Here is a 13,028-nt window from a genome sequence, read left to right as displayed (position 1 = left end):
TATTTTCAAATAGAACCAGACCCTGAATATTCAACCCCAAGACCAGCCTGTTCCTTTCCTGTTTTTGTAGTAATTAAAATCACACCATTAGATGCTCTTGAACCATACAAAGCTGCTGCAGCACCTCCTTTTAAAACACTCATAGATTCTATGTCATCTGGATTAATACTCGATATACCATCTCCAAAATCAGATCCTCCCCATTGGCTTGCAGAGCCTAAATTAGTATTATCTATAGGAATTCCATCTACTACATATAGTGGTTGATTATTACCTCCAACACTAGAAATACCACGAATTAAAACGTTACTTGTACCCGCAGGGCCGGTGGCTGCACCGGTAATATTCAATCCTGCTACTTTACCTTGTAAAGAGTTAATAGCGTTTACCTGCTTCACATCAGATAATTCTTCGCCCCCTACTTCGGTTAATGAATAACCTAAAGCTCGTTCTGAACGTTTAATACCTAGAGCAGTTACTACCACTTCATCCAGGGCCTCGGTATCAGGCGCTAGTTCAATTTGAATATCAGATCCGTCTGGTTCTAATTCCTGAGTTATATACCCCAACATAGAAAACTGAAGGGTGCTCCCTTCTTCAATTTCAATGGAAAAGTTCCCATCAAAATCAGAAGAAACCCCATTATTGGTTCCTTTTTCAATTACGTTAACACCAGGAAGCGGCATGCCGTTTTCCGCATCGACAATACTACCGCTTACTCTTTGTTGCGCCAGTACGAGCTGAATGCAGCATAAAAATAAAGAAGTAAACAAGATTATTTTTTTGTTCATTGCACTATAGTTTTTAGTTAGCATCAATTCAAGCCTAAAGCTTGTTTTCTTAAATCCTACCCAAAATTGTGAATTTTTTTAACAGGAAATAATTATTTCGACTAATAACATAGCCCAATAGCTAAATAACCTTAACTTAAATTGTTATAAAATAGCTTAATAAATAATCTCGACTAGTTGTGCGGGTGTTTATTCCAAATCTTGAAAGAATAATAATTCGTTGGAATTAATTAAGGTTTCGTGCTTAATAAAAAAGGTGTTTAGGGGAGAATTATCAATAAATATTTCTCCAGCTTTATTTTTCCCGGAGACTTCCTCTTTTATTATAACAAGATTCTCCTTAGGATAGAAATCTGTATTTAAATTTATTTTGATTTTATCAAAAATTGGTGCAGTTAAGGAGTAAGTAGTTTCAGCTGGCACTTGTGGATAAAAACCCATCATACTATATACTGCCCAGGCACTCATCGTGCCAGTATCGTCATTGCCCGGCAAACCATCGGGACTATTTTTATAATATTCTTTTAGTAACTCTTGCACTTTTTTTTGAGCTTTATGCTCACTTCCGGGAATAAAATTATACAGGTATGGATAAGCAAAATCGGGTTCGTTTGCCATATCAAATTGTCCTTCATTAAAAACAGCATCCAATTTCTTCTCGTAAGCCACTTTTCCACCCATTAGTTGTATTAATCCCTCTGCATCGTGCGAAAGCATAAAAAGATATTGCCAGGCATTGCCCTCAATAAATCCAGGATTTTTGGTGAAATTCGCACCAGCCAAAGGATCAAAACCTTCCAGCCAATCCCCGTCTATATGTTTAGGTTGAAGAAATTTAGAATCTGAATTATATAGCTTTCTATAAGAAACCGATCGTTCTTTAAATACTTCATGATCTTCTTCTTTCCCTAGCTCTTTCGCCAATAATGCAATTGCATAATCAGCAGCATTATATTCTTGCGTAACAGAAACAGGACCGGGCACTCCCGCATCTACACTAACATAACCTTTTTTTAAATATTCTTCAAGGCCGGGCCGTAGAGGATTTTCTTCAATCTGAGTAGCACTTTTTAGCATGGCCTCATAAGCTTTATCCACATCAAAATCAGTAAGTCCACGTAAATAGGTATCAGCTAAAACAATTGCCGCAGGATCACCAACCATAGTAAAAGTTTCAGTTGAATTTAACTCCCATTTTGGCAACCAGCCATTCTCATCATACATTTCCAGCATAGATTTTACCATATCCAATTGCTCCTGTGGATATAGCAAGCTCATTAACTGGTGATAATTTCTATAAGTATCCCACAGAGAAAAAGTGGTATACCTTGTCCCTTCGGTTTTACCAATTTTTCCTGTTGCAATTTCAGGATATTCACCATTCACATCATTGAATATATTCGGATGAATCTGAGTATGATATAAAGCTGTATAGAAAATGGTTTTTTCATCTTCAGTGCCACCTTCAACCTCTACAACCCGTAATTTCTTTTTCCATTCTGTCTTTGTTTGTGCATACACTTCTTCAAAAGATGAATCTCCTACTTCATTTTCTAAATTATCCCGCGCATTTTCTATACTTACATAAGAAACTCCGATCTTAACTTCTACTTGCTCCGGCGAGCTAAAATCGTAAGTCATATAGGCTCCAATACTGTCCCCAACCACTTCACGTGAAAACCGCTCCTTAATACGGGTTTTGCCGTTGTAGGCCATCCATTGTGCTTCTTCTCCTTCATTTTTGTAAGGTGTTTTCCAAACCCCGAAATTATCGGCAGGTTTGGAAAATTTGGCAACAAAATAAACCGGATAAGCTGCCTCCGGATTATTATAACAAAAGCTTCCTACCATTCGCATTCCCTCAATCTCGGTAGGAGAAACAATATGCGCCATAGCTCCCTGCTCGTTGGTTAACCCTAATCCTAAATTCAATAAAATATTAGATTTTCCCGCCGGAAATGAATATCGTGTCACCCCGGTTCTAGTGCTGGCGGTCGCCTGAACTTCTACATCATATTTCTTCAATTTGGTCGAATAGTATCCGGCTTTTGCTGTTTCTTCAGTGTAAGTGCTACCATATTTTTGGTGGTTGGTTTCTAATGCTCCTGTTGTGGGCATGGTTATAATAACTCCCAGGTCGGGACATCCAACCCCACTAATATTCACATGGCTGAATCCGGTTAAAAAAGTATTTTCATACACATAAGGATTAGACAACCACTGGCTGTCTTTTTCTAAAGGATTGAGATCAATTCTTCCTGCAACATTAAATGGCGATACACTTGCCATCCCCCTCGGGGCAATGGCACCCGGATTTGTCGCCCCGTAATTTGAAGTGCCTATAAATGGATTAACATAATTTACAGGATCAAAGTCTTGCGCCGTCATTCTCAATGAAACTAAAATCAATAATCCTAAAAAAACAACTCTTAACACGGACACCATATTTTCTATTTTACCTGAATTTCATCTAAAAATAACCAGGAACCACCGCCTTTTGGATTATGCTCCAGAGGCTCAACAGTTACCCGGACCAATTCTATATTATTTTGTGTATCAAATCCAATTCTGAAATTCTCAATTTTTGCACTTGTATTGTTTTGAAATTCACGGGTTATTTCTCCAGCTTTTTCAAAAGTTTTTCCGTCTTTAGAAACTTCTACTTTAATTTTTTGCGGAAAATAAATGCCGGTTCCCTGCTCTTCCAGACTTCCAACTACCACCTCATTAATTTCAGTTGGCTCTTCAAGATTTATTGTGATAATAGCAGGATTATTAATCCATCCCTGCCAGCGACCGTCCTTAAAATATTTGCTTCCTCTTAATACATCCACAAGTCCCTTTTCCTCGCCTCCTTTATAATTATCATTATATGAATACTTATAAGTAACCGGTTTTGCTACCGCCTTATGAAATTGAAAATCTTTATCCAGGATGGGGCCCATAATTTCACCGTTTTTAAAAACAGCGGCCTTAAGATGGGAGTTTGAATTTATCTTTATAGGTTCTTTATAAATGTTAGAATTTGCGCTTAACTCTGAATCATTCATGCCATATCTAATTTCTACATCAGGAAATTCGGCTTTAAGTTCGATGGTAACTTCTCCGGTTTCAAGATTAATTTCTGAATCCGGTTGAATAGCATAAGCACTACGTGCATAATTAATTCCCATAATATCAAAACGCTCCATCATTTTCTGAATTCTAACAGAAAAATCTTGCCAGTGCAATTTGTTTTCCGGGGTCCAGACCACCTCGGCGAGGGCAGCAAGTCTTGGAAAAAGCATATACTCAGAATGTTCCTCATTTGGCACATATTCTGACCATAAATTTGCCTGTCCCCCAAGAACATGGTTTTTCTGTTCCGCCGTCATGGAATCTAAGACAGGTCTAAATTCATAAACCCGGTTTAGCGGGGTAAAAGCATTAAATGCAACAGGCTCGTGATCGGGACTTCCCTGGAAATAGTCGAAATACAAATGACTTGTAGGTGTCATAATCACATCATGACCTTGCTTTGAGGCTTCCCAGCCACCTTCAAATCCGCGCCAGCTCATCACGGTAGCTTCTTCTGGCAGGCCACCTTCTAAAATTTCGTCCCATCCAATTAAGGTCCTTCCATTTTTATTTAGAAACTTTTCGATACGCTTCATAAAATAGCTTTGCAGTTCGTGCTCGTCAGCGAGGCCCTCTTCCCTTATTCTCCGTTGGCAATCGGGACAGCTCTCCCAATTTGTTTTGGTAGCCTCATCACCACCGACATGAATATATTCGCCCGGAAATAATTCCATTACTTCGGTAAGCACGTCTTCTAAAAATTCAAAAGTAGATTCCTTTCCGGCGCAGTAAATACTGGTAATTGGCCACACCCCGCCCGAAGGTACTGCAATTGGCTCACCAGTACAGGAAAGCCAGGGATATGCTGCAATAGCGCTCATTACGTGGGCCGGCATTTCTATTTCAGGAATTATACGGATTCCTTTTTCCCGGGCATAAGCCACAATTTCTTTAATATCTTCCTGGGTATAAAAGCCGCCATAAGTAGCTTCATCTTCGGGTTCATTTTCTGTCCTGGCATTCCAGTGTGTATCTTCCTGGTCTACCCTAAAACCCCCAACTTCGGTTAACTTCGGATATTTTTTTATCTCTATTCTCCAGCCCTGATCGTCCACTAAATGAAAATGCAAGGTATTTAGCTTTAAAAAAGCCATACGGTCAATATGTTTTTTGATGTAATCCTTTCCAAAGAAATGACGGGAAACATCCAGCATATTGCCCCGGTAAGAATATTGCGGCGCATCAGAAATTTCAACATTAGGGATTAGCCAGTCTATTTCTGAAATTTTTGAAGCGCTTTCTATTTCTTTTGGAAGTAATTGCCTTATGGTTTCCAATCCATACACAAAACCCAGCCTAGAACTCGCCTCTAAAAGTACCTGATTTGTAGCCACCGAAAGTTCATAAGCCTCTTCTGCTAATTCTGTATTTTTCTTTAGCTGAATAAAATTATCTTCAGCAGATTCATTGGAGACAGCCATTTGAAAACCGGCTGATTTTTCAAATAAGTCATTTAAAATATTGGTAAGTGGTTTTATACTATCTCCGGGAATTATCAATTTGGTCTCAGTATTTACCCGAAAACTTCCGTTATTTATTTCTATCGATTGTGGTTCTGGGATCAACACTAAATCTTCCTTAGTGAAAGATGGATTTTCTTTTTCACCGCACCCTATCATTAGCAATACAAAAGAACAAAGAAGAATTTTGACCAATTTCATATTAATATATCCTATTAGGTTCAGGAGATTTTAAATCGGTATTAACCGATTCATCCGTCATTTTAAAAATCAGTTACCCCATGGAAGCAATGGGTGAAAAAAGGCCAACTTTAAGAGTCATCTATTGCCGGTTATTAGCTTGCAAAGTCATTAATCACCCTCTTTTACTGCTTGTATGGCTTCAAGTTTTTCTGGAGTAAATGCACCACCGTCAAAAAATGCTGCTCCCTTTGCACCGTTTTCCCGGGCATAATTAATTGCTTCTTTTAATTCCTCTGCATTCAATTCGGGAATGTAAATACCCGTATGTAATTCGGTATTTGTACCTTCAAGATCTTTTACACCCTGTCCTGTAGCAAAGCCAATCCAATCTATTTCTTCGTTATAAAAATTTTGATAAATCATTGGCAAAACCATATCCACATTCCATTTATCCCAGCGTTGGCGCACCATATGATCGGCCATTTCTGGATAAGGAAAAACAGCAGCCGTTAAATATTTTCCATTTTCATGGGCTATTTCATACGCTTCATCAACAATTGCCTTTACTTTATTCAGACGGAATTGCTTCCATTCCATATCAATAGCCGGGTTATCAAAATCATTCGGATTTTTATGATGCTCTTTTTCAAATTCAGCTGTACAAACCTCGCAATAGCAAAAGTCGAATTCGGGAAGTTCTTCGTTTTGTTCTAAACCATATTTTGGCAGTAAACCGATAGGAAGAAAAATATCTGAATACCTAATGTAATCCAGGTGCACACTTTCTACTCCTTCTACTTTAGCTAAACCTTCTACCAGACTTAAAATATGGTTTTTAGATTCTTCACGAGTTGGGCAAAGCCATTTGTAGTAATCTACATATGGAGGCGCGTCATAAGTTGATTTACCATCCCTACTTACTGCATACCATTGCGGGTGTTTTTCAGCTTCCTTATCACCCGGGCGATTGACGGTAAACATCCACGCGTGCACTTCTAAACCTTCCTCTGTAGCTAGTGGAGCTAACTCTGAAAGCAATTGAGCATCCGCTTCAGTATTGATTAAAACCGCATCTATCCCATGTTCTTTATATTTCTTGAATTCAGCTGAATATTCTTCCTCCGATTTTTCAGAGCTGGCTGTTATCCAGGTCCAATACTTAAAGTCTTTGGTTGAAGGATTGGGTTTTTCCTCAGTTTTTTCAGTTGTAGCTAAATCATTTTCAGCAGAAGAATTTCCACAAGCTGTAACTGTAAATGCCAATAATAAATAATAGATATACTTCATTTCTTTAAATTTACACCGGTTATTTTTTTTGTTTTATAAAATCGCCATCTTCTTTAATCAAAAGTCTATCGCCTGTAAAAGGGCTTTTCACCCAAATATTCCAGCCTGTTTTGTGAACTTCTAATTTAGGCTGAAGTTTTTTTCCTTCAACATTAACAGATTCCCCATTAATAGCTGATAGTTTCTTTGCCCAATTTCCATTTTTCTCTTTATAAACTTTTTGAGCACGATAAAGCCTGTATAATTCCCATTTTATATTCTCATCTATTTGAATATTGAAGTCATCTTCTTCCCCAGGAGCTTTCTCTGAAAAATAAACATAACCCCAGTGTTCGGGCTCATGCATATTAATAACACCTTGTGGTGACCACACCCAGTTATATTCGTGCTTAAATTCGCCCTTTTCATCTTTTGCCCTGGAATAAGTGCCATTATCTAAATCAAAATCCCAGTTTACACGTGAAAAATTGATCCGCCAGAATTCCCCCTTTGGAATCTCCTTATGCGTATTAGCTTCCTTTAGAACCTCCCAGGGAATTGCCACCTCAACACTCCAATATTCATCTTTATCAGAAGCATCATTTAAAGTTCCTTCTACAAAAACTTCAGATTTCAAGCCTTGAATATCCCAACTATCAACAATTGGCGCAGGTTCCCGGTAAGGCTTTACAATAAATAAATCCCAAACGGTATTCAGGGCATTCATTTCAAACTCATAATAATTATGGGTATCACCATCAGGGTCAATAAAGATTTCAAAATCATTATTATAAAAAATTACGGTGTCACGCTGTTTCAAAGTTGCCCAAATATGCGGTTCTTCCATTTTGGCATAAAAGTATAGGTAGTCTTCATCCCACAGCATTTTCATATTGGTTTGATAGGTAGGGATTTTATCTCCTTCAATATCTATGAAATCCTGACTTTTAGGTGCGCTTTTCCAAGCTGCTTCTTCAGCTTTGCCATCAATAATTATTTTTTCTGAAGTTTTATGGGCTACATAAGTACGCGGAGCCTTTTCACTTTGAGCATATATCTTAAGCTGAAAAAAGAAGCTGATTGTTACAAAAAAGAATAAATAACGTCTCATCATAAGCTGTTGTTTTTTACAAAATCAATAATCTCGCTAAGCTTTCCAAAAGCCATTGCGGTTACCGTATCGGCAGCGCCATAATAAAGGGCTAATTTATCTTCTTTTTCTGAATGTACCGCTGCACAGGGAAAAATTACATTAGGCACATCACCGGTAAGTTCATATAATTCGGCAGGAGCCATTAAATAAGGTTGCGAACGGTATTTTACTTTATCCGGCTCATTTTCATCTAAAATAGAAGCTCCAATAGAATACCTGAAACCGTTACAGGTAGCGATAACTCCATGATAGAATACCAACCAGCCTTCATTGGTTAAAATGGGTATTGGGCCGGCGCCAATTTTGGTACATTGCCAGGCACTTTGTTCAAACGGAGCAACTTTCATAACACATCGGTGCTCACCCCAGTATTTCATATCGGGACTGTAGCTAATGTAAATATCACCAAAAGCCGTATGGCCGTTATCGCTAGGCCTGCTTAGCATAGCGTATTTTCCGTTTATTTTTTTTGGAAACAATACCCCGTTTCGGTTAAAAGGTAAAAATGCATTTTCACATTGAAAAAATTCTTTAAAATCAAAAGTATAGCCTATACCTATGGTAGGCCCGTGATAACCATTACACCAAGTGATCCAGTAGCGATCTTCTATAAAAACCACCCTCGGATCATACTTGTAATCAGAATCTATCATTTCGGTATTTCCAGCCTTAAAACTTATAGGTTCGTGATTTATATCCCAATCAATCCCGTTTTTACTAAAGCCGGCAAAAATATTCATTTGTACAGCTTTATTATCACACCTAAATACACCGGCATAACCATCTTCAAAAGGTACCACTGCACTGTTAAAAATACTGTTTGAGGAAGGAATTGCATAACGGTCTATAATGGGGTTTTCTGAATAACGCCACATAACCGTATTACAGTTTTCCGGTTTTTCCTGCCAGGGAATATTTTTTAAATTCTCCATATTAATCTTTATAATGTTTTACTTTATCCAACCAGGTGAATTTTAGAACCACCGTAGTTATAATAAATACAATTAACCAAACCAGCACCAGATAATAGTCACGCACCACTAGGTAAATTGGCATCAATATCATACTGGATTGCCAAAGTATACCTATTGCACAATTAAACATGTCTATCCCGAAGTCCTTATTCTTCTCTACCGGATCCCCATCCTCCTCCATCATTTTGCGAACCGGCTTCCACAAACCCCAGGGCCGAACATTTTTGTAAAACGCTTTTAGGGTTGTCCTGTTAGTCGCGGGCGTTAACCAGGTACCAAGAATACAACCCAATAAGGAAAAGCCAAAAATTACCGGGAACAGATAAATGGCCGGTGTCCCGGCGATCTCAAACAGCCAGCTACCTTCAATATAATGTTCTTTATTCTTATCTACCACAAATTGGAAGGTAGCGATTATTAAGCCGGAGAGCATTCCCCAAAAATAACCCCAGCCGTTAAATCGCCACCATACCCATTTTAAAAAGTTTGCAGCAATATATCCTCCATAAAGGGCACTTGTGATCCACAGTGTTATTGAATTGATTGAATCGGCAAAAAAGCCCATTATTACGCCAAGGACAACCACCAAAAATGAAGAAATATGGCTGGCCCGTATATAATGTTTATCGGTTGCCTGAGGTTTAAAATATTTCTTATAAATATCGTTTACAATATAAGCAGGCCCAGAATTTACAAAGGCTGAGAAAGTAGACATAAAAGCAGCCAGAAGCCCTGCCAGTAATAAGCCTTTAATCCCTACAGGAACTTCATAATTAATAACCTGAGGTAAGACCAATTCCATATCCCCTCCATTTAAATTTTCCAGTGAAGCAATCTCGGGAGCCAGAAAAACAAGCCCCAGGACCACGATGCCGCCCACTAGTAAATACCTCGGAATAAAAAGTACCAAATTTGTAAAACCGCTCATATAAGCGGCATCTCTAACGGTTCGGGTAGAAAGGATACGTTGCATATCGTAACTGGGCGTTGGTCCTGCAACACTTGCGAAAAAGCCTTTGAACAAGGTCATTCCAACAAAAGCTCCAAACATCTTATATCCTTCATTATCAATAAGTTCATTAAAAACATCTTTTTTTCCGCTCCAAAAACCTTCCAGTTCATTTCCAAAGGCAACATTTTTCCACTCTTCGGGAATAGCGGCACTAATTTCCACATCGGTTATTACAAAAAAAGTATAGCCGGCAATCAAAATTCCTGCTAAAACCATAATAACATATTGCAAAACTTCTGTAGCTACTACCGAAAACATTCCACCTTTAATAGTATAAATAGTAGTAAGAAAAATAATGATTAAAGCGTAAGATTGTTCAGAAGTCAATAGCAAGAAATCGCCCAGAAACAAATCAAGACTCCATGGTAATATCACTGTCATAAACTTCCCGACACCTTCAAAAAAATAAGCTATAAATCCTATGGCGGCTACTACGGCAAAGATTGCTACAATAAGGTGGGAAGCCCTTCCCGCTCTATCGTCCCCAAAGCGTGTTAAAATCCATTCAGACCCCGTCATGACACCTGAGCGACGAATCCAAACGGCAAGGAACATCATGACAAAAATCTGATTCCAGATGGGCCACATCCACATAAACATAAAACTTTTGGCCCCGTATAGAAATAAAATCCCTACCATCCAGGCCGTCCCGGAAACATCAAACATTCCTGACCCATTACTTAGACCTAAATAGTACCATTTTATACTTTTCCCCCCTAAGAAATAGGAGTCAAGACCCTTAGAGGCCCTGCGGGAAACATAAATTCCCAGGCCAAGAGTAACGGCTACGTATATAATAATTATAAATACATCCCAAAATGCCATTAGTTCGCGGTGCTATTGTTAGTACCCCACCCCTTATTAGGCTCTTTACCCATTTTAAAAATGAGCTCTCCCCCTTCTAAAATACTTTCATGGGAAATATTGGTTTGATTGAACTCTTCTCCATTTAGTCTGGCCGATTGTATATAGATATTTTTATCGGAAACATTTTGCGCCTTTATGTGAAAAGTTTTTCCGTTTTCCAGACGAATTTCGGACTCTTCGAAGATTGGGCTTCCAATTTCGTAAGTTGCTGAAGCCGGATTAAAAGGATACAAACCCATACTACTAAAAACATACCAGGCCGACATTTGTCCCGCGTCTTCATTTCCACTTAGCCCGTCTGGTTGAGCACTATACTGGGATTTTAAAATCTCCCGAACCCAATATTGCGTTCTCCAGGGTTTCCCCGATTTGTTGAACAAATAAGCAATATGATGACTGGGTTCATTTCCGTGTGCATATTGACCAATTAGTCCAGTTATATCTGCAGAAATATGATCTCCAGTAATTTCAGAACTTTCAGTAAAAAGTTGCTCCAGTTTTTCATTAAACGCTTCTTCCCCGCCTTGCAGCTCTATAAGTTTTTCCGGCTCGTGAAGTACAAACCAACTATGTTGCCATGCATTGCCTTCGGTGTAATCGGTATTTACGCGATGGTTAGAATGCTTTGGATCAAAAGGTTCGTTCCAGGAATTTTCTGCGCTTTTTCTTCCGCGCATAAAACCGGTTTCCTTATCAAAAACCTTTTTATAAGCTTTAGCACGATTTGAAAAATATTCGTAATCTTCATCTCTTCCAAGAGCTTTAGCCATTTGCGCCACGCACCAGTCATTATATGCATATTCCAGAGTCATGGTTACAGATTCATCACTGGCATCATATGGAATAAATCCGTGCTCTTTATAAGCTTCCAGTCCACGAGCATCCTGCATCATTGTGGACTTCATCGCTTCAAAGACTTCTTCTGGATCAAAACCTTTTATTCCTTTAAAATAGGCTTCCACAATTACCGGGATAGAATGGTAGCCCGTCATGGTATTGGTTTCATTTCCATAGAGAGTCCAAACCGGAAGTGATTTTTCAACCTTGTAATATTCAAGCATCGATTTAATGATATCGGTTACTTTATCGGGATTGGTTATGGTAAGCAGTGGTTGCTGTGCTCTAAAAGTATCCCATAGTGAAAGCGTGGAGTATGCCGTATAATCAACTTTTACGATACTATCATTTTCTTTTCTGAATTCTCCGTTGCTATCACTAAAAATAACCGGAGAGAGCTTGGTGTGGTAAAGAGCTGTATAAAAAATTGTTTTTAGGGAATCCCGGGGAGTTTTTACTTTTATCCCCGATAGTTCCTCTTCCCAATTCTGAATTGCATCTTCTTTAATCTTTTCAAAATCGAAATCTCCTTTTGCTAAATTTTGCCTGGCATTTTCTACACTAACTGAGGAAACTGCAATTTTCATTTTAATTTCCTGACCGGAATCTTTGTCGAAATAGAATTGTGCTGAAGTTTTTTCTCCAGAAATTTTCTCGCCTTCAACTAATTGATAATCCTGAAAAAATCGGTGTTCAGTTATCGGTTTTGAAAATTCTGCAATAAAAAATACTTTCTGGTTATTTGCCCAGCCGGTACTGTGCCTAAAACCGCTAATTGTGGTTTTATTTTCAATATCTATTGCCGTTTCAGTAGGTTTATCCCAGTTAATGGCAAACCCCAAATCCAGAACCACGGCTTGCTCACTGTTTTCCCAAAACTCATACTTATGGTATGCAGTCCTGTCTAACGTCGTGAGCTCAACTTTCACTTGAGGTTTATCGAGAAAAACACTGTAAAACCCGGGAATTGCGATTTCAGAATCGTGTTGAAATTCTGAAGCGTAGGGAATATCTTTTTGGGAATTCACTTTCTGACTAAGATCAATTTCCTGGGTAATCGGCATAAAAAGTAAATCGGCTAAATCACCGATTCCGGTACCGCTTAGGTGCAATTGACTAAACCCGGCGATGGTATCGCTGGAAATATGATAACCCGAGCACCAATCCCAACCACTTCTACCATTATCTGGGCTGGGTTGCAACATTCCGAATGGTTGAGCTGCTCCGGGGTAAGTGTGGCCATGCCCTCCCGTTCCTATAAAAGGATCAACATAGGAAGTTAAATTTTCCTTTTGGTCAGCTTCTTTCTTCTTCTCGGTTTGTTCACAGGAAACAAAAACTAAAAGCAAAAAAACTACTATTAAATTT

8 protein-coding genes are annotated in these 13,028 nt (G+C 38.6%); all 8 read right to left on the bottom strand.

Annotation, left to right across the window (positions count from 1 at the left end; translation table 11 throughout):
- Nucleotides 1–5: 5 nt before the first annotated feature.
- Nucleotides 6–791, bottom strand: a complete 786-nt coding sequence (locus B5X53_RS19325) for a TonB-dependent receptor plug domain-containing protein (protein ID WP_232764156.1) — start codon at nt 789–791, stop codon at nt 6–8.
- Between the two features lie 189 nt (nt 792–980).
- Entirely contained in the window at nt 981–3,179 is a 2,199-nt protein-coding gene (locus B5X53_RS08760; RefSeq protein ID WP_232764155.1) for a GH92 family glycosyl hydrolase, read from the bottom strand.
- A 62-nt stretch (nt 3,180–3,241) separates the two neighbouring features.
- A complete protein-coding gene (locus B5X53_RS08755) occupies nt 3,242–5,569 on the bottom strand; it encodes a glycoside hydrolase family 20 protein (protein ID WP_079712868.1) in 2,328 nt (775 codons plus the stop codon).
- A gap of 150 nt (nt 5,570–5,719) precedes the next feature.
- Nucleotides 5,720–6,838: a glycoside hydrolase family protein gene (locus B5X53_RS08750; RefSeq protein WP_079712867.1), complete on the bottom strand. Its 1,119-nt coding sequence runs from the start codon at nt 6,836–6,838 to the stop codon at nt 5,720–5,722.
- A gap of 19 nt (nt 6,839–6,857) precedes the next feature.
- Nucleotides 6,858–7,931, bottom strand: coding sequence for a carbohydrate-binding family 9-like protein (locus B5X53_RS08745; RefSeq protein WP_079712866.1), 1,074 nt, complete (start codon nt 7,929–7,931; stop codon nt 6,858–6,860).
- Nucleotides 7,928–8,902 (bottom strand): glycoside hydrolase family 130 protein, encoded by a 975-nt coding sequence (locus B5X53_RS08740; protein WP_079712865.1) that lies wholly within the window; start codon nt 8,900–8,902, stop codon nt 7,928–7,930. Before B5X53_RS08740 ends, B5X53_RS08745 begins: the two co-directional genes overlap by 4 nt.
- A gap of 1 nt (nt 8,903) precedes the next feature.
- Nucleotides 8,904–10,781 carry a sodium:solute symporter family protein gene (locus B5X53_RS08735; protein ID WP_079712864.1) on the bottom strand — a complete coding sequence of 626 codons (1,878 nt, stop codon included), beginning with the start codon at nt 10,779–10,781 and terminating at the stop codon, nt 8,904–8,906.
- Nucleotides 10,781–13,009, bottom strand: a complete 2,229-nt coding sequence (locus tag B5X53_RS08730) for a GH92 family glycosyl hydrolase (RefSeq protein ID WP_232764154.1) — start codon at nt 13,007–13,009, stop codon at nt 10,781–10,783. The genes B5X53_RS08735 and B5X53_RS08730 overlap by 1 nt, the downstream gene beginning before the upstream one ends.
- Between the last annotated feature and the right edge of the window lie 19 nt (nt 13,010–13,028).

This window comes from Salegentibacter salinarum, from assembly GCF_900168115.1.
Lineage (GTDB): Bacteria > Bacteroidota > Bacteroidia > Flavobacteriales > Flavobacteriaceae > Salegentibacter > Salegentibacter salinarum.
Note: the sequence above shows the minus strand (reverse complement) of the source record. Positions and strands in the feature narration are given on the sequence as shown.

Coding starts and splice junctions, on each gene's coding strand:
- B5X53_RS08750 (WP_079712867.1), bottom strand. CDS start 6,838: ATGAAGTATATCTATTATTTATTATTGGCATTTACAGTTACAGCTTGT.
- B5X53_RS08740 (WP_079712865.1), bottom strand. CDS start 8,902: ATGGAGAATTTAAAAAATATTCCCTGGCAGGAAAAACCGGAAAACTGT.
- B5X53_RS08755 (WP_079712868.1), bottom strand. CDS start 5,569: ATGAAATTGGTCAAAATTCTTCTTTGTTCTTTTGTATTGCTAATGATA.
- B5X53_RS19325 (WP_232764156.1), bottom strand. CDS start 791: ATGAACAAAAAAATAATCTTGTTTACTTCTTTATTTTTATGCTGCATT.
- B5X53_RS08735 (WP_079712864.1), bottom strand. CDS start 10,781: ATGGCATTTTGGGATGTATTTATAATTATTATATACGTAGCCGTTACT.
- B5X53_RS08745 (WP_079712866.1), bottom strand. CDS start 7,931: ATGATGAGACGTTATTTATTCTTTTTTGTAACAATCAGCTTCTTTTTT.
- B5X53_RS08760 (WP_232764155.1), bottom strand. CDS start 3,179: ATGACGGCGCAAGACTTTGATCCTGTAAATTATGTTAATCCATTTATA.